Here is a 19,292-nt window from a genome sequence, read left to right as displayed (position 1 = left end):
AGAAGCGATGAAGCTGACCGGATCGCAAATCTTTTGGACCTTAAGCACGGTGGAAGTCGTCATGGCCGTCTGGTTGAGAGTATCGCCTGCCATCGAAACAGCCAAGCAGGACGCGTGGATGTCTATGATCATTGCGGGAGCGATCGGGCTGGCCATCACGTATCTGGTCATGCATGTCAGCCTGCTTCATCCAGGAGAAACCTTAACGCAGTTCAGCCGTAAGCTGCTTGGCGGCTGGATCGGAAGAATCGTGATCCTTCCCTATTTCGTTGCCTGGCTCCTGTTATCCGGGGATGTGCTCCGCTCCTTCGCGGATTTTATCCATCTGACGATTCTGGACCGGACTCCCATCTGGATTCTCATGGTCATGATAATGGCTTTGGCCGTTTATCTGACCGGCTTCAGCGGGATTACCGGCATCGGCCGATTTTGCGAACTGGCCGGACCCGTGACGTTCATTGCGCTGATACTCACCTTTTTGCTGAACATCACGAACACGAAGCTTCATCACATCCTGCCGATCGCCAGCGATACAAGCTGGCAAGAGGTGTTCAAGGCGTCGCTGTCGCCCGCTTCTTTTTTCGGCGAATCGTTTATGCTGCTGGTTCTTCTCGCGTTTATATCCAGCAATAAAAAAATATATGTCAAAACACTGTCGAGCATCGCATTCACCGCCATCATGGTAATGTTGGCGACGGTCATGGTGCTGCTCGTGTTCGGCCCCTACGTTGGAATGGAGCTGAGATTCTCTTACTTTATGCTGGTACGCAGCATAAACATCCTGAACTTTATTCAAAATGTCGATGTACTCGTGATTTTCATTTGGATTTTTGGCGTCTTCGCCAAGATCTCCCTTTACTTGTTTATTACGAGCTATGAGATGGCCCAGTGGCTTCAAGTGAAAAATTGGAAAAAACTTCTGTGGTTTTGTGCACCGGCCATCTTCATCATCGCGCTCCTGATTCCGAATGAAGAGACCATTATCGTGCTTCAGAAGCTGTGGGAGCGGATTGTCATCCCGGTCTGCGCGATCTCCATTCCGCTGATTCTGTGGATGATGACCGTCATGAAGAGAAAATTAGCGGAACACTGAAATCAACCCGCTCTATTTAGATTTTGGCTGCCGTTACGATTGGCTGATAAAAACCGGACTGCTCGGGCATGACCCACTCAACACACTGGAATCCAGCCTGCTGCAAAAAGTTGCTCAGCTCGCTTCGCTGAACTGCCCGGTACACGGCTGCATAGCTCTCCGTCTTCCAAGACTCTAAGTGATCCTGCAGTATAAACTGCCGGGTGGTATATGTCGATCCATCTTCCGACCAATCCCACACCTGGAACACAATTCTCTTTCCATCATCAAAAATTCTGGGCTCAGTAGCGCGGGGACGCTCTTGGACCAGGTTGTCGTAATCGCGGATCGTGATAATGACCATCCCGCCCGGAGCGCATTTGTTGTAAAACTGCCGGCAGGCGTGCAGCAGATCCTCGTCCGTAAGCAAATGCGGCACCGCATTGTCGGCGGAGAAGACGACGTCAAAGGTACCGGCGACATCCTGATCGAGCGTCCTGAAGTCCGCTGTTCCGAATTGGATCGACAGTCCCATAGCCTCCGCTTCCCTTTTCGCTCGCGCCACGGAGTCCGGACTAAGGTCGGTTGCCGTCACATCAAATCCGTGCCGTGCTAACCCCAAGCTTTGGGTTCCGATACCGCATGAGGCGTCCAGCAGCCGGATCTTGCTGCTTCCCGGACGATTCAGCCGGGAGCGGATCCACCGGTCCCAAAATTGTCCCTGACTGGACACTGTACGTGTCCAATCCTCGTAAATCAAATGGTATGATTCAGACATACCGTCATAGAAATGCTGCGTAGACGACCCCATTCATGATCCCTCCTTATTGTCCCGTGATTTATCCTAATCCAGCGTTGTTAAATCATAATGGATAAACTGTTCGTCCCGAACGTATCCGCTTTGTTCGTACAGCTGCTGGGCACGTACATTCGTTACCGCCGTGGACAAGGACAGCCCCTTCGCCCTGGCCAGCTTGGCGTACCGCTTGGCCGCTTCAAGCAGCAGACGGGCGATTCCCTGATTGCGGTATTGCTCCCGTACGTACAAATCGTTCAAAATATAGGACCGTTTCATGGAGATGGAGGAAAACACCGGATACAGCTGGGTTAACCCAGCGATCCGGCCCTGCTCCACGTCCTCGGCGATCAGGATGACCGATTCCCGGTGCTCCATTCGTTCGAACAAGAAGGCGGCTGCCCCTTCAACGTCCGTTTCCTGACCATAAAATATCCGGTATAAGTCAAAAATGGCGGCAAGCTCGTGCAGATCCTCGAGTCCCGCCTCCCGGATCGTAATGCTTATTTGGGACATCGTATGCTTCCTCCTCATCGTGTATTACTTGTCCGTAATATGGCCGTTCCATTCGTAATCCTAAGCAAGCGTCCGGTCCCCCCGCGAATTAGGCTGGGAGTAGACCATAAATTCGACCGGCTCCGCCGATCGGTTCATGACCTGGTGCACCGCACCCGGCTGCACCCTCATTCCCTGATGGGCAGATAACGTATGCACCGTACCTTCGATTTCAATATCGAGTGTGCCAAACAACACGAAGAAAAACTGCCCCGCTCTGGCGTGATAATGCCTTTGCTCACTTGTCCCCGGAGGCATCCTTTCGTGAATGATGCTAACCGTCTCTTCATCAACCAGCCGCCATCCGTCACAATCGTTCCCCCATACGTAATGCTCCGCGTTGTCTTTGCTGATCATACCGTGTTGACTCCGCACTTGTTTGCTCATGATGTACCAACCATCCGTTCGTTCAGGATATTCATGCTCCTCAGCGATTTCATAGCCCAGCTTCCGGTAGAACCGGAGGTTTTCTGGAAGCGACAACCTGACTCCCAGCCGGATCTCGGAATAACGAAGCTGTGCAGCGAGTTTCTCGAAATGCTTCATGATGGCCTTGCCCAATCCCCGGCCGCGGACCTCGGGAATGACAGATAGCCTTCCGACGTACAAAAAGGACTCTCGGAAGAAATACTGCGCCGAGCCTACAGGCTTGTCACCGGACCAAACCAGAAGGGCTCCGCCCCCATGTTCGCTGATTTTGCTCAGGATCGTTTCGGTATTTTCCGACAAAGCGCCTGAGGGCGGATGGAGCCGGCCCCGATATTCTTCAAAAGCCAGCATCATCGTCTGGTGAACGAGCTCTATTTCATCCGTGCTCGCGATTCTGATTTCATAATTCACCTGGTTTGCCCCTTCCTGATCGTCCTTACCTTCGCTTTCATCATATATTTGCGGACGGTAAGGAAGCAATCAGTAAAATGAGGCCTGCCCCGAAATCCGACCGCCGGGAGTTCAACCTGCCCATACGTCCTTCACATAGTTTCCTGCCGATTCGAGCCCGGCAAGCCACCCGGCTGCTTCTTCTGGGCTCGCCCCGTGTTTGTCCCGATAGGAGCCCATCAGCGTCTCTTCTACTTGGGGTGCCATCCGGGAGCCGTCGCCGCAAATGTACAGCTTAGCCCCGGCCTCGAGCAGCTTCAGCAGCAGCTCGCCGTCCTGCTTCATCAGGTGCTGGACATAGCATTTATCCGTGCCCTCCACTCGGGAAAAAGCCGTATGAAGCGTCACCACGCCGTCCTTTTCCGCCTGCTCAAACTCCTCGCGGTATAAGTAATCATGCTCCGGATGTCTGCAGCCAAAGTACAGATGAGCTTCGCCCAGTACCTTTCCTTCCGCTTGCAGGACCCGTCTAGCCTGGATAAAGCCTCTGAACGGAGCCACGCCTGTGCCCGGCCCTACCATGATCATCGGTGTGGCGGGATCCTCCGGCAGCACAAAGCCGGATTCAGGAGATCGGACGAACATCAGCACTTCGGCCCCAGGATCCTGTTCGGCCAGGTAGTTGGAGGCGATACCGAGGTACTCTCCCTTACCGCTCCATGCCTCACCCCGAACGACACCGACTGTAATGCTGGCAGTGCCTGGGCTGACTTTGGGCGAGCTGGAGATGGAGTAGTATCTCGGCTTGAGCGCCGGCAGCAGCTCCAGAAAACGCGCAAACGGCAGCCCGCAGGCTTCGTAATGCTCAAGCAGGTCAAGCATCGTAACCCGCTTCGCCCGAATGTTGGTTTGGAACGCGCCTTCCTCAAGCATGGCCTCCAGTTCCTTAGCATGCGGCGGACATACCGTGTACGATGCCAGCTCCCGAATTTGGGCACGGGTGGCCGGCTCCTGCAGCTCGACGCTGCGTGCCAGCAGTTCGTCCAGCCGGATCGGCACTCCTGTCTTCAGGTGAGCGCTGTGTTTTCCGTCTGCCGTCAGAATCAGGTGCGCCGAGCCGTCCAGCTGGAATCGGCGGAGCACCCGCCGCACCAATGACTCAGGATTGACCGGGAGCACGCCCAGATGATCCCCTTCGCGATAAGCTGTACCCTCCGGCAGCGCAATTTCAATGTGCTGCGTGACCCTTCCGCTGTCTGCTTGCTGAAGATTGCAGCTGCGCACGATCCGCCCGGATACGGCGTGGTAGGTCTCCGCAAGCGGCACGGCAGCCACCCCCTGGACAAAGCGCAGCGACAGCGTGCTCCGCTTGGTGTCGCGGACGTCCGAGACCGGGAGTCCCAGCGCTGGCATCAAATCCGGCCATAAGCGCTCCGTCCAGTCGTCCACTTCCCGTTCAAAATCGCCGCTGGCATCGCTCTCCCCGCGCGGAAGGAGCCGCTTTCCCCCTTTGGCAGCCAGCTGCTCATCAATCAGGCGCGGGATCCGCTGGTACGTGCTGGCCCAATTGTGATCCCCGCAGCCAAATACGGCGTAACGGACGTCCCGGATGGCGGAAGGATCGGCGGCTTCCAGCCATTCCATAAACGACTTGGCGTTGGAAGGGGGCTGGCCGTTATAGGACGCCGTTACGATAATGACCGCCCCCTCCTTCGGAAGCGCGCCGGCATAGTCGTCCAGGGGACCGACCTGGCTGTCGAATCCCTGGTACCTCGCGCGGTCAGCCACCTCCCTGGCGATGCCTTCCGCGGTGCCCAAATTGGAGCCGTACAGGACAAGCAGCGGCGTATGATGTTCATTTGCAGCCAGGGAAGCCGGCTTGGTGGATTCGCTGACAGCGGCTTCCACGGTCTCGGCGCTGCCGTAACCCACCGGGATCAATGCGCCTTTTCGGCTGCGGACACGGATCCGGAATCCTTCCGGTTTTAGCGTAAGCGTCTCTTTAACCTTGAGTTCGTAGTGGTCGGCGTCCGCAAGGTCAAAATACTTCAGCACCAACCCCAGCACCAGTGTGGCTTCCTGCAGGGCGAACTGCTGGCCGATGCACGCCCGCTGGCCGTTGCCGAACGGCTTATACGCATCATGCGGAACCTTGCTAGGATCCTCGAACCGCTCGGGTTTGAATACCTCCACGTCATCGCCCCAGACGCGCACGTCCCGGTGAAGTCCCGGAATGAGCACCGTCACGCTGTTGCCCTGTTGGATCGGATAGGTTCCCCCAATCATCGTATCTTCTTTAGCGTACAGCGAGAAAGCCGGTGCTGTCGGCCATAACCGCAGGGACTCGCTAAGAACCATCCGGACATATTTCAGATCCCTTACCTGTTGATACGTCGGTACGGGATCTTTCAAAACCCGGTCCACTTCTTCCACGGCCTTGCTCAGCTTATCGGGGTTTTTCATCAGAAAATAGATCGCAAAGGAGAGCAAACCGCTGGTCGTTTCATGCCCCGCGATCAGGAACGTGATCATCTGATAGCGGATATTTTCATGATCCAGCCGCTCCCCCGTATTTGCATCAACGCCCTCCAGCATATGTGCAAGCAGGTCATCCTCATCCCCGCCATGCGCCTTGCGCTCTCGGATCAGTTCATCGACGAGTGAAAACATCGTCTGGATATCCTCTTGAAACTGCCGCTTCTTCCGGATCATAAACATATCCTGGATGCCCAGCCGGTGAAGCTGGTTCATCCCTTCGTCTAGCGCCCGTACCATCGCATCGATAAAGGGGTGATTGTTTTCCCGGTAAAAGCTGTTAAAGCGGTAACTAAACCCGCACAGCCCGATCGTGTCGAGCGTCAGCCGGGTCATATCGGCAGGAACGTCCACCGTTTCGTCCGGGTTCAGCCTTCCCCATTTTTGAATCAGCTGCATGGCGATATCCAGCATTTTCGTATGATAACCCTGCATGGCCCGCTGGCTGAAGCTGGACAGCAGAATGTTATGGGCTTTTTTCCAATTGGGTTCCTCGGTTGCGCTCGTAAAGAGGCCGTCACCGGCAAATGCGCGAACGTTCTGCAGTGGAGCCCAGATCCTTTTGTCAAAACGCTTTTCGTCGCAGGCGTCCTTCACATATTCATGGCCGGACACATACAGCTCCCTGCGGCCGCCGGGATATTGGAACTGAAAGATCGGCCCGAGCTCCGCGGCGACCTTTACCAACGATTGCACCGGTGCGGCGGAATCCAGCAAAGGCAGATTGCCTAAAGGTCCGTAGGTTTTAGGTTGAGGCACCTGAATGGTTTGCGTCATGGTTATTCCCTCCATCATCCTGTTTTTTCTCTTTAATCCAGACCGCGCAGCGGACTGGTAACCGCTCGAAAAATACCAACTGACCAAAATAGTAATCCGGTCATTTCATAAGAAAAAAGGAGGATTTGACGGTTGCTGGCTGCTTACGCCTGACAACGCTGTCCTATCCTACCTTTTACCCTATCATGATATGATTGTCCCGCACATCAGCCAGAGGTCCGGAATTCACCGGCAAGGCGGCGTGCTTCCTGTTACTTTTCAGCCAGGACATTGTTCAGTCATATACGACTTCCGTCCCGGCAATAAAGTCATGAATCGACCGTTTGTCTTCACGCAGCCCCACCATAAAAGCACTGATGATCACGCAAATGCCTAAGCTAAGACCATACACGAGGCCGGCAACGACGTTCCGCAGCAGCATGGTCCCGATTCCAGGGGGCTGGTGATCGCTCACCTTGCGAATCCGGATGTTGCATATCCTTTTGCCCACCGTATAACCGTTCCAGAATACAGGCACGAGCAGTGAATACAAACCGCTGATCGTATCGGAAATCCAATCCTCGTTTCCCCATTTTCCCGTAATCATCCACACCACAATCATGATCGGCAAGCCGACGAGCAGCCCATCCACCAGCGATGCCCCAAGTCTGATCCAAAAACCAGCATTCCGATTCATTCCGCCTCCTCCTTCTCGTACCCCAAGTTTTATTCATAGTACTCTGGCGCTTTGGCGGTACATTCTTTACTTATGCGACGGCATGACCATTGTTTCTTCCATGCGCCCTTCCAGCAATATGCTGCTTATATTTAAAGAACGTCACGGAGAAGAAAAAGTTTACTGGATTGCGTCAGCTTGTGGCCGTACTGAAAAACTATAGCCCGAATTCATGCTTAATCTGGCGCGCCACTTCTTCTGCGCTCAAATCCGTATTGTTGATTCTCAAATAGTTCTCCCGCTTGATCTCGCCATCATATGAATTTAGCCGGTATTTTTCCATCGATGTCTTCAGCTCATTTTCGGACCACTCCGTGTTCCGTTTCGTTGGCTTATGCTGCAGCCGGTTTGGACTAAGATTGCGGGAGAGCCGTTCATCTAGATCAGCCTCCAGCTCCACGAAATACACTTCCGCGCCCCTGGATTCGAAAATCCCGCAGACCTCCTCCACATAATCCCAATCCGCCTTCTGGTCCAGCGCCCATACAAACGTGAAAATAAGGCCGGCCAGGTCGCTCTTGGCAACCTCTTCAAAGATCTCCCTCCGGAACAACCCAACCAGCCGTTTCCCGGCTTCCGAACCGTAGCTGAAAAACGGCGATACCAGCTCAATCGTCATATGGTTGTGAAAAAGTTTCAGCTCCGTTATTTTTTCGAGCTCCTGTCCTACGGTCATTTTGCCTACAGCTTGCGGGCCAAATATAAGGATAAATTTCATACGGTCCCTCTCCTTTACATTTCGCGTGGTTGGATGAAATCAACAGGGCGCAAACATAAAAAGCCCTCCGAACCAGGATTTCTGTCCATGATATTCGGAAGGGCTCTCGCAGTATGTCTGTATGTAATGGATTAATCGACGAAAAAGTCAGGATCCGGCCTGATTTTGCTTTTGAGCTGTCTAAGGTTGTACTCCATTTTCAATACGATATCCTCTATCACCTTCGGATCGATGGCAAAACGGTCCGGTTCCGGCCGTGAGCCTGCTTTCATGTCGCGCAGCGTGATTTGCTGCTCCTGCCATTTATCCATCAGATCGGAAATGATCGCATAAAACCGTTCGTAATCGCTTATGACTTCATCCAAGTAGGCATCCACCTCTTCCGGATCGTAACCCCGAAGCTTGTTGCTGAACACCTTTTCATGGATGGAAAGTGCATCCAGATGAATGCCCAGCTGCTTGAACAGCTTCTTCTGTTTATCCAATCGGCGCTGCATATGTTCATCCATTTGACGAATACCTCCAAATCTCTAGCCCCGCAAAGGGAGGATGTCCTGTATTACTCCCACACCCTATATTTTTTATATCACATCCTTGCTAAGGATGAAAACCGTTCCCCGCTTTTTTGGAGAATGTTCCAAAGAAAAATGGCCATCCTAAAGGATGGCACAAATTGACACAAGCGTGAAATATGTTATTATATGAATAAATGCTCATATGTTAATATTAATTAAACATGGATGCAATTTGCTTTGTATTCAAAAGGAGGAGCCGCTTATGGCACACGGTCATCATCACCATCATTCCCACTCGACCACTCACCAACATTCACATTCACACTCGCATGCACACGGACCGGCAGATTATAACCGTGCCTTTCTGATCGGTATCGTGCTCAACACGGCCTTCGTCATTTTGGAGGCAGCTTATGGCCTGATCAGCCATTCCCTTTCGCTCGTAGCCGATGCCGGACACAATTTAAGCGACGTCCTCGCTCTCGTGCTGGCCTGGGTCGCCAGCCTCCTCGTCCGAAAGAAAGCGACGGAGCTGCGCACGTACGGTTACCGCCGTTCCTCTATCCTCGCCGCCCTCTTCAACGCCCTGTTCCTGCTCGCGGCGATCGCGCTCATCGCTTGGGGCGCGATCAGCCGCCTCATCCACCCGCAGCCGGTCGACGGTGTGGACGTCATCTGGGTGGCGGCTGTCGGCATCCTCATCAACGCCTTGACGGCGCTGCTGTTCGTTTCCGGCCGCCGGGGCGATCTGAACGTCCGGGGGGCGTTTCTGCATATGGCTGCGGACGCCGGCGTATCACTCGGCGTAGTCATCGCAGGGATCGTCATTTCCGCAACGGGCTGGCTGTGGGTCGACCCGGTCGTCAGTCTGCTGATTGTGCTTGTTATCGGCATCAGCACCTGGGGGCTGCTGAAGGATTCGCTTAACATGGCTCTCGACAGCGTGCCTCCGGGCACAGACATTACGGCCATCCGAAATTACTTGACTTCCCTGCCCTGGGTCAAGAGCATGCATGATCTGCACATTTGGGGCATGAGCACCACGGAAACGGCGCTCACGGCACATCTCGTGGTGACGGAGCCCTGCAATGGCGATGAACTTCTGCAGCAGGCTGCAGCCGAGCTGCGCGAGCAATTCGGCATCGGCCATACCACCTTACAGCTCGAGATCGGTGATCTGCACTGCGCTCTGGACGGAACGGATACCGTCTAGACTGTTCAGCTGGAGCTGACAGACATGGCATGATTGCTCCCCGCGCCTTTAGGGTAAGGAAAGAGTACAGATACCTTATTCTACTGTCAGAAGGGAGTCTTATCCATGAGTCATTTAACCCATGATCAGCAGCAGGAACTCAAATCAGCACTGCTGGAACGCAAAAAGGAGCTGGAACACCACTTTCACGCGAATGGTGAGGACAATACCCTGCTGGGCGACTCGCTCGCCGATTCCACAGGCGAGCTGTCCTCTTACGATAATCACCCCGCCGATGTAGGCACGGAGGTGTTCGAACGCGGCCGGGACCTGGCCGTCAACGACACGCTGCAGGATGAGCTGGAGCAGGTCGACAGCGCCCTTGGGCGCATGGACCGCGGGGAGTACGGCCAATGCGTCGAATGCGGCCGGGACATTCCGTTCGAGCGTCTGCAGGCGATCCCGTACACCGCTTATTGCGTGGAGCATACGCCGAACCGGGACGTCAGCAGCGACCGGCCGGTCGAAGAAGAGGTGATCACTCCGCCGCCATCCGGCGCAGGCGAGAACCGGCAGCGCTATGACGGCCGTTTTGATGATGCGGACGCATGGGAGTCCGTCGAAGAGTACGGCACGTCTAACACGCCGGCCATGGCAGCCAAGCGTGACGTCACCGATTATGATGAAGGCATGTAAAGCCGGTACACACGAACCGAAGCCCCGGGATCTCCACCAGAGAACCCGGGGCTTTCATTGTCCTGTGACTTGTGTCTCGCCTCCCTCGGTGCTTGCAGATGAACGCTTACTGCAGGAAGACCTTCTGTTTCGTCTCGGCTGACTTCAGGCACGCTTCCACAACCTTCATGTTCCGTACCGCATCTTCCGGAGGATAAGGGAGCGGTGTTCCGTCCAATACCGCTGCGGCAAAAGCGTCGGCCTCCAGCATGAAATGGCTCAGCACACCGAAGCGTTCCTCCCGCCGCTGATCCCCAACATGGACGATAATCTGGGCCGGCTCCTCGCTCTGCTCCCAGCCAAATGCAACCGGCAGCTCGATCCGTCCTTGCGAGCCGACGATCTCCAGCGAGCACCGGGGCGCGGCCCACATGCCGCAGTCAAAGGTCAACCCAACGTCGTTCGGAAACTCCACCAGACCGGTTGCCATGACGTCCACATGATCGTGTTCCTCCGAAAACAGCGCCTGAACCGACACGGCCAGCGGCTCCTCGCCTAGAATCATCCGAGCCGCCGAAATCGGGTAGCCGCCAACATCATAGATGGCCCCGCCGCCCATCGTTTTTTTGTACCGCACGTTCTCCTTATTTTCGATGTGGTTGTACGTGAAGCACCCGTGAATGGCCCGGATCTGGCCGATCTCGCCTTCCTCGATGATTTCCCGGACCCTGCGATGCTTCGGATGATACCGGTACATAAATGCTTCGGAGAAAATCACCCCCGCTTCCCTGCACGCTTCGACCATTTCGGAAGCTTCTTCGGGGCTGAGCGCAGACGGCTTCTCGCACAGCACGTGCTTGCCGGCTTTTGCCGCCTTGATCGTCCACTCTTTATGCAAATGGTTGGGAAGTGGAATATAGACCGCATCAATATCGGGATCCTTCAGCAGTTCTTCATAGGTTCCATACGCCTTCGGTATATTAAACTGTTCCGCCGTATCTTTGGCTTTGGCGTAATCCCGGCTGGCCACCGCCGCAATCTCGACGCGTCTGGCGTTCTGGACGCCGGGAATAAAAGCGCTTCTCGCGATACTGGCCGTGCTTAAAACCCCAAAACGCAGCTTTTCCTGCATCCCCTACGCCTCCTTCCCTTCCGGGTCTTATTGGTAATTGTCGTTAACCGCCTTGTGCAGAATGCCAAGACAGCGGTCCAGATCGGTTTTGACCTGTTTTTTATACAGCTTGGCCTTCTCGGCTCCATCGTCCGTAAAGTGGTACAATACAATTTCCTGAAAATCCACCCGCGGATCGCTGCCCTTCAGTTGCTTGGTCCGGTAGAAAATGCCCTCCTGCACCAGTTCATGCAGGGCTCGGTAAATCTCGCTCTGCGGGGGAGAATAGCCGTAGCTCTTAAACTCCTGTCTCAGCTCCTCCAGCATCTGATAACCATATCCGCGGTGCTGCTCCACCATCGTAATCAGGTAAGCTTTAATAAATGCCCGCTGGGCAATCATAAAGGCCATGCCAGCTTCCTCGCTTTCTTCCCTATTTCCTTCATTAACCAATTTACCTCCATTATAAACGTCTATTTTCCAAATCGCATAGCATGAAGGTTTCACTTTGGGAGAATCTGCGAAAATTTAATACAACGGGCTTACTGAGAATACCGTGGAACGGGATTGAACCGTTTTCCCGGTCCGTTCTGAATCAGAGTGGATCGGTCTGGAACGGTCTGGAACGGTCTGGAACGGTCTAAGTCGGTTTGGGGCCTTCCTTTTTACAATGGACCTGGATGAGTTAAGTACGCGGGGCATGGCAGAATGGCTCCAAAGGTGCAAGATTCGGTACGTATTGGGTTTATTCTATTGTGAATTTTTCATATGTTGAAATTGTATAATTTTGCGGTTGGCAAATAAAATAAGCCTTGGATCCGCCGAGGCAGAACTCAAGGCTTTTCGAGAACTCAAGGCTTTTTAACGATACAAGGTGTTTAAGCGATTGGGTCGCAAGGTCCGATTTATCGCTGGCCATGCCGGGCTGTTGGGATGCTTGTCCACTCGCATTGGTGGATCGCTGGATCAGCTAACTGGAATCAAGCTGCTTTTGGCGGGCTTGTTTTTTTTCTCAAGGAAGAGACCCCAGCCGTCCACTTGCCGAATGGCAGGTAAGATAATACCACGATGAGGAGATAAGACAGCAGCACGCAAATGATGAAAGACATCAGCATCCGCACTGCCACGTTCCATCCGGCAAACCACCAGGCATCAAAGGAATACGTATAGCGCAGCATGAGGGCATGAGCCAGATAAGTGCCATACGAATATTTACCGAGCAGGGACATCGCCCGCTGGGCCCGCGGACCTGCCTGACGAGTCCATTGGAGCGCGTATCTGTAAATGACGAAAACCGAGCTTACCAGAAACACGGCAATCAACGGACGCAGCAGCGAAACCGCATTAAAATTTATGTTCAGCCCGTCCGCCGTTTGGAAGCTGGCCACCAGCTTATACGTAAAATATCCGAACAAGATCCAAAAGACAGCCGTATAAATAACTCCGCCTTTCTCTACCGCCCATCTCCACCGTTCGGGGTACATCCCCGCTGCCGCCCCAAGAATAAAATAAAACATGAAGTAGACGAAGTTACGATCGGCGTAGGCGGTAAAAAACGGCGTCAGAAACGGGATGTCCGCTTTTGTCAGCAGGGCGCTGATATCCGGCCGGAAGTACATCAGCACCAGATAAGCCAAACCGCTGAGCACCAGCAGGGCCGTCCATAATCGATGCGGAGCAGCCTGCATAATCCGGCGGATCAGCATCCGAAAGACAGGGAACAGCAAATAAAACTGCATGATCATGACCACGTACCATAAATGATAACTGTTCTTACCCGTGAACAGCATCATCGCCCATTTCCCCCATTGTTCGGGAGACCCGAAGTTCCATTGCTGACTGATGCCAAAATAAACAGCCGACCACAAGATGTAGGGAACCAGTACATCGCTGAACCTTTTTCGCATAAAAACGCCGTACCGCAGCGGTCCGTCATAATTGTAGAACAGCACCATCCCGGTGATAAAAATGAAAACAGGCACCGCAAACTTAGCCGCCATCAGCAGCAGCGTCATGATAACCCCGTCCTCCATTGCCACCCCGCCGACGATGGAGTAGTGGGCGATCGCATGCTGCATGGCCACAGCCAAGAAGGCCAACCCTCGCAGCAGCTCTATTTCCTGTATTCTCGCTTTCTTTGACATACCTTCCTCCTGGTGCAAAAAAAGATCACTTTCCTGACCACAGCTCATTTTCTTTACTTTACCCTTTTCCATCCTAAACGAAAAAAAGAACGCCTGCCAGAAAGAATTGGCAAAGCGTTCTTTGGAACTTACAGCCTGGCAGATAATACGTACCGAGGCCGCATCGTTAATAGCGTTTAGGGAGCAGCGCGTAATCCACGCGTTCCGGAACTTCAATCAGCAGCATCCGAAGCGGGCCTTCCTTGGCCTGAACTGTGATTTCTTCATCATGATCTGTGCTCAGCAGCATAAAGTCGCGCGGATCAAACGTTTCGTCATGTACGCCCGGAAGCTCACCGCTCCAGCGGCCGCCGCCCTGAAGCGCGAGCGCGGTCAGCGATCGGCCCTTGCGAAGGGAGTGGCTGTAGGTGCCGCCAGCTTCCAGCTGAACTTCCCACATTCCGGCATCCACGCTGAGCTTAAGCGGAGCGTCTCCCCCTACGATCTGCTTCACGGTGCCGCTGGCGGTTTCTGTTACCGGAAACTGTTCGTGCTCCCATTGCTCGTAAGACGGTTCCCGCTTGTTCGATACTTTCAGATCCGGCTCAAACCAAATTTGAAAGCTCTCCATGTCCGGACCGATCAGACGCTCTTCATGGCTGACTCCGGCCCCCGCCCGGATGAGCTGTGCTCCGCCGGAACCAACCGTGCTGCGGGTACCGAGGGAATCCCCGTGCTCAGCCTTTCCTTGGATGACGTACGTCATAATTTCAAATCCAAAATGGGGGTGAAGAGGAATATGGCCTTCCTCCGGAGTGTGGGCCCATGCCCAATAAAACAGCGGGCCGATCCGGTTAATGACCGATCCCTCCCCAGGGAAACCGATTGGCTTCTGCTCAGTAATCTTTCCTCCGTCAAATTCTCCGCGTCCCTGCATCGAGGGCAAATAGCGCCGTACATGCATGCTCATCCCATCCTTTCACACCTTGTGTTAAATTTACATCCATCACGATTCATCTAAATGATTGACTTGCGTATCCGTTACTAACGAAACACCCAATCCAATGGAGTATACACACCCGACCACTACACTTATATATTTTACGATAGCTGTCCTTACTGGAACAGGCTGTATGCACCCGGACCGGTCAATGCCACGCCGACGACCGCGGCGATCAGGATCAGATTATACTCAAACCCGTTCGAGGTCGCCCAAAATCCGTTTTTGCCATGGACGGTGACGATGGCGCCGATCATCGTTACAGCAATCATGATGGCCGCAAGCGGAGTCCAGATCCCCGCAGCAAACAGCAATCCACCTGCAAATTCAAAGATCCCCGTTACAAGTGCCAGCAAGAAAGCCGGCTTCAAGTTCATCGATGCGAGCCACCCGGCTGTCCCTTTTAAGCCGCCTCCGCCAAACCAGCCGAACAGCTTCTGCGCGCCATGCCCGGCAAACGTAAGTCCAATCACCAAACGAATAATCAACAATCCCCATGCAACCATATTTAACATCCTCCATTTTTTAAATTTAATTTTCTTAATATTGAGATAATAGTTTAAAAAAGCATCATCCTTATCCAAACTGCCAACCCTCCGCTGTAACTTCTAACAAACTGCCTTCATTCAACCCGCTAATATCGGCATAACCGCTGCATTAGATCAGCCTCATTTCTGTTTGGTAAATATCTTAAATTTAAGATAATTCATAATTCGTTTTTTGTCAACACCTGATTCTCAAGTTTCTTCGCGTCCTTAGGAGTCTAAACAAAGTGAATCTATCCGATGCATAGCTTCTTAAGATCCAGACAACAATATTCCAAAAAAGACAGGGGGTGCAATGATGGACAGCAGCCGTAAGATGGCCGGAAGTCCCGCTCCGAACGCCTCCTTGCAAAAACTGATCAGGCATGAGACGCTGGGCATCATCAAGTCCGAGACCTTGGCGCAGCTCGTTTCCGACTCCGCTCTCATCGATCTGCTGAAAATCAGCGCCCAAATGCGCAAATCGGTGCTCGAACAGCTTCACGACGTTTTTTACGGGCAATCCCAAGCGATTTCATCCTCATTCCAAGCAGGTGACGACCATGAATCCCCTCCTTGAGAGCCTGACCGGCCTAAAGGCGCTCAATGACCAATATATTGCAGCCGACCTGATGCAGGATACACAAGTCCGGATTTCTCTACTTGCCCAGTGCCTGTTGGAAAATCCGCCGCTGATTCAGGACAGTATAGCCAACGAGCTGCGAACGGCTATTGAATTTTTGCAGCGGCTTACGGAGTACTGCGTTCGTAAAGCCTGGATTCTGCCGGACGCTTCGGCACAGTGGGAGCAGGACCTGAAGTGGGCTTATAAGGCCGTTAAAATGGTCTGAACGTAAAAAAACGGCCCCCTGAAGGAGCCGTCTTTTTTATGCCATTACGGGCGAAGGTGATCGTTATCGGTCAAGGAAGCGGTATCGTCGGTCACGAGTCCGAGATCCCTATTATAGCGCTCGGCATTCAGCGAACGGTTTCGGTTGAATACATCGTAGATGTCACGGTCGCGTCCTTTGGCATCGACGATGACCAAAATTTTACCCTTATCCACATAAGTTTCGTACTCTTTGGCCTCGTCCTCCGGAATGCCCAGGCCGATCAAGCCGCCGACGAGTCCGCCGGCACCGGCACCTACCGCAGCACCGGCCAGCGTCGCGGCGATCGGGCCTGCCGCAAGAATCGGCCCGATTCCCGGGATGGCCAGTGCGCCGATCCCCGCCAGCAGTCCGGCCACACCGCCGAGCATACCGCCGGTGGCTGCACCGGCGGCCACGCCTTCCGGCGCCTTCGTTCCTGTATCTTCCGTAATCGTCTGCAAATCTTCCCGGTCCCTCGTTACGACGGAAATATCCTCAGGCGGGAAACCGAAATCCTGCAGCTCGGTGATCGCCCGGGACGCTTCCTGCTCACTCTCAAAAACGCCAACAATTTTTTTGCCATGATCCATCATGTTCACCCTCCATTCATTGTTGTTATGCCTTCTATTACCCCTGCCCAGAGGTTTGCAAACAACAATAAACCGAATGTGAGGTCATAACATTATTGGGGCCTGGTTCTCCTTGTCGGAACAGCCTCGAGCGGGTCGTCCGGCCAGTAATGCTTGGGATAGCGGCCCTTGAGATCCTTTTTGACATCAAAATACCCCTGCTTCCAAAAGCTGGCAAGGTCCGAAGTCACCTGCACCGGCCGCTGAGCCGGGGACAGCAGGTGCAGGGTTAGCGGCATCTTCCCCCTGCCGATGCGCGGCGTTTCATGCCATCCGAACATTTCCTGAAGCTTCACGGCAAGCACCGGCTTGGCCGGGTCGCTGTAGTCCACCGGGATTCGCGAACCGCTCGGTACGGTGATGTGCGTAGGCGCCTCCTCATCCAGCTGCTTCCGCTGCTCCCACGTCAGGCTCTGTTCCAGGACGGTGGACATATGCAGCCGCTGCAGATCGCTCTTTTTCTTCATCCCGTGCAGGTATGGCTGAAGCCACTCCCGCAGAGTCCCGGAAAGGGTCTCTCCTGAAAAATCCGGCCAGTCGGCATGCATCAGATGCATGAATTGCAGACGCTGCCGAAGCTGTGTTGACGACTTGTTCCACGGCAGGATATCCAAACCCTCGACGGCAATGCCGTCCAGCAGTGCTTCGGCTACGGCCTCTGACGGGGGCGCGGGGTCCGGTGATTCACGGAGGATGACTGCTCCCAGTCTCGTCACCTGCCTTGCTTTAACCCCCTGGATTTGCCGGTCCCAGGCGATCGCTCCTTCCCGGATGATGCCGTCCTGATGAAGTGCGAACAGCTCCTCCTCCGGAAGAGGTGCGGCAAGAAGCACCCGGCCCTCCGCCCCTTTGACGTCATCCACGCTGGCTGCCACGATATACGGCGCACGGCTCAGCAGCTGAACCTGCCCGATTTCTACACCCCTGCCCGAAGTCAGCAGAAACCTGCCGTTACTCCGGTTCTGTCCGATCCGGTCGGGATAGGCCAAAGAGAGCAGCGGACCCGCGTATTCTTCGTTGATCGCAGCATCGGCATCCAAATCCATTGAAGCGCGAATACCGCGGATTTCCTGCTCAATACGGCGGATTCGCCCTTCGTCCGCAAGGCCGGATAGCGCACCCCGGCCGCCGCGCATCCATGCGGCTACGGCTTCGGCCCGCTTCCGGATATCGACGTCCCGGTCCATACTTTGTCCATGGAACAGGTCCCGTTCCTGCAAAAGGGCTGCCAATATGGCCGCCAGCATCCCATGTCCCTGCGCGGCACCCAGCAGCACCATCCGCGACAGACGGGGATGCATCCCGGCTGCGGACATCTTTTTCCCCAGTCCGGTGATGCCGCCTCCGCTATCAAGGGCTCCCAGGCGCTTTAACAGCTCTACCGCCTGCCCGTACGCCGCTGCGGGCGGCGGATCAAGCCACTGCAGGCTGAGCGGGTCTTTCACCCCCCAGGCTGCAAGCTCAAGCGCCAGCGGAGCCAGATCGGTCTGCAGAATCTCCGGCGTGCTCCGCTCCGGAAGAAAATCCTGCTCTTCCCGGCTCCACAGCCGGTAGGCGGTCCCCCGCATCGTCCGCCCGGCACGGCCTCTGCGCTGATCCGCCGATGCCTTGGACACCTTGACCGTCGTGAGTCCGGACATGCCGGTCCGCGGTGAAAACATCTGCGTCCGCATCAGACCGGCGTCGACCACGATCGTGACCCCTTGGATCGTCAAACTCGTTTCCGCGATCGAGGTGCTGAGGATGATCTTGCGGCGCCCCTGCCTGTCCGGAGCTACGGCTTCATCCTGCTCCTGCTGCGGGAGCTGGCCGTGCAGCGGACGGATCACACAGCCCGCGGGCAGCCCCCTCTGCTCGAGTTCCCGGCGAACCTGGCCGATCTCCTTTGCGCCGGGAAGGAACACGAGCATGTCCCCGTCATGGGCGGACAAAGCCCTCGAAACGACCGCAGCCACGGCCTGATGAAGCGGGGTTCCCGCCGCCGGCGGGGCATAGACCGTCTCGACGGGATACTGCCTGCCCGCGCAGTGAACGACCGGCGCTCCGCCCAGCAGCGCGGCTACCGGCTCCGCTTCCAGCGTGGCCGACATGATCAGCAGGCGCAGGTCCTCCCGCAGGACCGCCTGGGATTCCAGCGCAAGCGCCAGCCCCAGGTCGCCATGAATGTTGCGCTCATGGAACTCGTCAAAGATGATCATGCCGACGCCGCCAAGCTCCGGATCGCGCTGCAGCATGCGCGTCAATATCCCTTCCGTCACGACTTCGATTCGTGTGGACGCGCTGGTCTTGCTGTCCATCCGGACCCGGTAGCCGACGGTTTGGCCGACCTTCTCGCCCAGTTGCGAGGCCATATAAGCAGCAGCCGACCGGGCCGCCAGCCTGCGCGGCTCCAGCATGACGATTTTTTGGCCGTCCAGCCAGCTTTCATGGAGGAAGGCGAGCGGGGTTTGGGTCGTTTTGCCTGCCCCCGGCTCGGCAATAAGCAGCGCCGACGTGCGGCGGTTCAATATTTCTTTCAGCTCCGGCATGACCTGAAGTACCGGCAGCTCCAATTCTGTCATAATTCCACCCGTTTTCTCTTTATGTAAGGTAAGGATCGGGCCCAGACAATCACCCGACTACGCTGTATCCCTCTATTATAAAGCCTGCATGCGCTGGATATCT

At 54.9% G+C, this 19,292-nt stretch carries 19 protein-coding genes; 5 read left to right on the top strand and 14 right to left on the bottom strand.

Annotated elements, in window-relative coordinates:
* The first annotated feature begins 7 nt into the window (after nt 1-7).
* Nucleotides 8-1,093: a GerAB/ArcD/ProY family transporter gene (locus tag GCU45_RS28965; protein ID WP_152402415.1), complete on the top strand. Its 1,086-nt coding sequence runs from the start codon at nt 8-10 to the stop codon at nt 1,091-1,093.
* A 16-nt stretch (nt 1,094-1,109) separates the two neighbouring features.
* Here GCU45_RS28965 and GCU45_RS28960 read toward each other — a convergent pair whose 3' ends face one another.
* The 7 genes from GCU45_RS28960 to GCU45_RS28930 all read right to left on the bottom strand — a co-directional run bounded on the left by GCU45_RS28960 (nt 1,110) and on the right by GCU45_RS28930 (nt 8,496).
* Entirely contained in the window at nt 1,110-1,883 is a 774-nt protein-coding gene (locus GCU45_RS28960; protein WP_152402413.1) for a class I SAM-dependent methyltransferase, read from the bottom strand.
* A 33-nt stretch (nt 1,884-1,916) separates the two neighbouring features.
* Nucleotides 1,917-2,369, bottom strand: a complete 453-nt coding sequence (locus GCU45_RS28955; RefSeq protein ID WP_152403405.1) for a GNAT family N-acetyltransferase — start codon at nt 2,367-2,369, stop codon at nt 1,917-1,919.
* 75 nt (nt 2,370-2,444) lie between these two features.
* Complete coding sequence (locus GCU45_RS34490; RefSeq protein WP_152402411.1) at nt 2,445-3,263, bottom strand: GNAT family N-acetyltransferase; 819 nt, start codon at nt 3,261-3,263, stop codon at nt 2,445-2,447.
* Nucleotides 3,264-3,374: 111 nt separating this feature from the next.
* Nucleotides 3,375-6,554, bottom strand: a complete 3,180-nt coding sequence (locus GCU45_RS28945) for a bifunctional cytochrome P450/NADPH--P450 reductase (protein WP_152402409.1) — start codon at nt 6,552-6,554, stop codon at nt 3,375-3,377.
* Nucleotides 6,555-6,828: 274 nt separating this feature from the next.
* Complete coding sequence (locus GCU45_RS28940; RefSeq protein ID WP_152402407.1) at nt 6,829-7,230, bottom strand: RDD family protein; 402 nt, start codon at nt 7,228-7,230, stop codon at nt 6,829-6,831.
* 196 nt (nt 7,231-7,426) lie between these two features.
* Nucleotides 7,427-7,987: an AAA family ATPase gene (locus GCU45_RS28935; RefSeq protein ID WP_152402404.1), complete on the bottom strand. Its 561-nt coding sequence runs from the start codon at nt 7,985-7,987 to the stop codon at nt 7,427-7,429.
* Nucleotides 7,988-8,118: 131 nt separating this feature from the next.
* Entirely contained in the window at nt 8,119-8,496 is a 378-nt protein-coding gene (locus GCU45_RS28930) for a DivIVA domain-containing protein (RefSeq protein ID WP_152402402.1), read from the bottom strand.
* Between the two features lie 268 nt (nt 8,497-8,764).
* On the opposite strand from GCU45_RS28930, the gene GCU45_RS28925 reads away from it, so the two are divergent.
* Both GCU45_RS28925 and GCU45_RS28920 read left to right on the top strand, forming a co-directional pair.
* Nucleotides 8,765-9,715 (top strand): cation diffusion facilitator family transporter, encoded by a 951-nt coding sequence (locus tag GCU45_RS28925; protein ID WP_152402400.1) that lies wholly within the window; start codon nt 8,765-8,767, stop codon nt 9,713-9,715.
* A 105-nt stretch (nt 9,716-9,820) separates the two neighbouring features.
* Nucleotides 9,821-10,390 carry a TraR/DksA C4-type zinc finger protein gene (locus GCU45_RS28920; RefSeq protein ID WP_152402398.1) on the top strand — a complete coding sequence of 190 codons (570 nt, stop codon included), beginning with the start codon at nt 9,821-9,823 and terminating at the stop codon, nt 10,388-10,390.
* A gap of 106 nt (nt 10,391-10,496) precedes the next feature.
* On the opposite strand, the gene GCU45_RS28915 is transcribed toward GCU45_RS28920, so the two are convergent.
* From GCU45_RS28915 to GCU45_RS28895, 5 genes are all read right to left on the bottom strand, one after another.
* Nucleotides 10,497-11,501: a Gfo/Idh/MocA family protein gene (locus tag GCU45_RS28915; protein ID WP_152402396.1), complete on the bottom strand. Its 1,005-nt coding sequence runs from the start codon at nt 11,499-11,501 to the stop codon at nt 10,497-10,499.
* A 27-nt stretch (nt 11,502-11,528) separates the two neighbouring features.
* Complete coding sequence (locus GCU45_RS28910; protein WP_076169519.1) at nt 11,529-11,891, bottom strand: replication termination protein; 363 nt, start codon at nt 11,889-11,891, stop codon at nt 11,529-11,531.
* Between the two features lie 569 nt (nt 11,892-12,460).
* Nucleotides 12,461-13,624 carry an acyltransferase gene (locus GCU45_RS28905; protein WP_167527259.1) on the bottom strand — a complete coding sequence of 388 codons (1,164 nt, stop codon included), beginning with the start codon at nt 13,622-13,624 and terminating at the stop codon, nt 12,461-12,463.
* 166 nt (nt 13,625-13,790) lie between these two features.
* The gene (locus GCU45_RS28900; RefSeq protein WP_341874530.1) at nt 13,791-14,573 is read right to left on the bottom strand and encodes a pirin family protein; all 783 of its coding nucleotides are present in this window, start codon (nt 14,571-14,573) and stop codon (nt 13,791-13,793) included.
* Nucleotides 14,574-14,719: 146 nt separating this feature from the next.
* Nucleotides 14,720-15,109: a DoxX family protein gene (locus tag GCU45_RS28895; RefSeq protein WP_152402393.1), complete on the bottom strand. Its 390-nt coding sequence runs from the start codon at nt 15,107-15,109 to the stop codon at nt 14,720-14,722.
* A gap of 337 nt (nt 15,110-15,446) precedes the next feature.
* Between GCU45_RS28895 and GCU45_RS28890 the strand changes: the two genes are divergently transcribed.
* Together GCU45_RS28890 and GCU45_RS28885 are read left to right on the top strand one after the other, a co-directional pair.
* Complete coding sequence (locus GCU45_RS28890; protein ID WP_167527258.1) at nt 15,447-15,707, top strand: hypothetical protein; 261 nt, start codon at nt 15,447-15,449, stop codon at nt 15,705-15,707.
* Nucleotides 15,691-15,978 (top strand): hypothetical protein, encoded by a 288-nt coding sequence (locus tag GCU45_RS28885; protein WP_152402389.1) that lies wholly within the window; start codon nt 15,691-15,693, stop codon nt 15,976-15,978. The genes GCU45_RS28890 and GCU45_RS28885 overlap by 17 nt, the downstream gene beginning before the upstream one ends.
* 44 nt (nt 15,979-16,022) lie before the next feature.
* Here GCU45_RS28885 and GCU45_RS28880 read toward each other — a convergent pair whose 3' ends face one another.
* Nucleotides 16,023-16,592 (bottom strand): general stress protein, encoded by a 570-nt coding sequence (locus GCU45_RS28880; protein ID WP_425281238.1) that lies wholly within the window; start codon nt 16,590-16,592, stop codon nt 16,023-16,025.
* An 89-nt stretch (nt 16,593-16,681) separates the two neighbouring features.
* Nucleotides 16,682-19,189, bottom strand: coding sequence for an ATP-dependent helicase HrpB (gene hrpB / locus GCU45_RS28875; protein ID WP_152402386.1), 2,508 nt, complete (start codon nt 19,187-19,189; stop codon nt 16,682-16,684).
* Between the last annotated feature and the right edge of the window lie 103 nt (nt 19,190-19,292).

This window comes from Paenibacillus cellulositrophicus (assembly GCF_009363095.1).
GTDB classification, from domain to species: domain Bacteria; phylum Bacillota; class Bacilli; order Paenibacillales; family Paenibacillaceae; genus Paenibacillus_AQ; species Paenibacillus_AQ favisporus.
The sequence above is the reverse complement of the archived record's forward strand: the minus strand, read 5'-3'. Positions and strand labels throughout refer to the sequence as shown.

Coding starts and splice junctions, on each gene's coding strand:
- GCU45_RS28965 (WP_152402415.1), top strand. CDS start 8: ATGAAGCTGACCGGATCGCAAATCTTTTGGACCTTAAGCACGGTGGAA.
- GCU45_RS28960 (WP_152402413.1), bottom strand. CDS start 1,883: ATGGGGTCGTCTACGCAGCATTTCTATGACGGTATGTCTGAATCATAC.
- GCU45_RS28945 (WP_152402409.1), bottom strand. CDS start 6,554: ATGACGCAAACCATTCAGGTGCCTCAACCTAAAACCTACGGACCTTTA.
- GCU45_RS28940 (WP_152402407.1), bottom strand. CDS start 7,230: ATGAATCGGAATGCTGGTTTTTGGATCAGACTTGGGGCATCGCTGGTG.
- GCU45_RS28935 (WP_152402404.1), bottom strand. CDS start 7,987: ATGAAATTTATCCTTATATTTGGCCCGCAAGCTGTAGGCAAAATGACC.
- GCU45_RS28930 (WP_152402402.1), bottom strand. CDS start 8,496: ATGGATGAACATATGCAGCGCCGATTGGATAAACAGAAGAAGCTGTTC.
- GCU45_RS28925 (WP_152402400.1), top strand. CDS start 8,765: ATGGCACACGGTCATCATCACCATCATTCCCACTCGACCACTCACCAA.
- GCU45_RS28920 (WP_152402398.1), top strand. CDS start 9,821: ATGAGTCATTTAACCCATGATCAGCAGCAGGAACTCAAATCAGCACTG.
- GCU45_RS28915 (WP_152402396.1), bottom strand. CDS start 11,501: ATGCAGGAAAAGCTGCGTTTTGGGGTTTTAAGCACGGCCAGTATCGCG.
- GCU45_RS28910 (WP_076169519.1), bottom strand. CDS start 11,891: ATGGCCTTTATGATTGCCCAGCGGGCATTTATTAAAGCTTACCTGATT.
- GCU45_RS28905 (WP_167527259.1), bottom strand. CDS start 13,624: ATGTCAAAGAAAGCGAGAATACAGGAAATAGAGCTGCTGCGAGGGTTG.
- GCU45_RS28900 (WP_341874530.1), bottom strand. CDS start 14,573: ATGAGCATGCATGTACGGCGCTATTTGCCCTCGATGCAGGGACGCGGA.
- GCU45_RS28895 (WP_152402393.1), bottom strand. CDS start 15,109: ATGGTTGCATGGGGATTGTTGATTATTCGTTTGGTGATTGGACTTACG.
- GCU45_RS28890 (WP_167527258.1), top strand. CDS start 15,447: ATGGACAGCAGCCGTAAGATGGCCGGAAGTCCCGCTCCGAACGCCTCC.
- GCU45_RS28885 (WP_152402389.1), top strand. CDS start 15,691: ATGAATCCCCTCCTTGAGAGCCTGACCGGCCTAAAGGCGCTCAATGAC.
- GCU45_RS28880 (WP_425281238.1), bottom strand. CDS start 16,592: ATGATGGATCATGGCAAAAAAATTGTTGGCGTTTTTGAGAGTGAGCAG.
- hrpB (WP_152402386.1), bottom strand. CDS start 19,189: ATGACAGAATTGGAGCTGCCGGTACTTCAGGTCATGCCGGAGCTGAAA.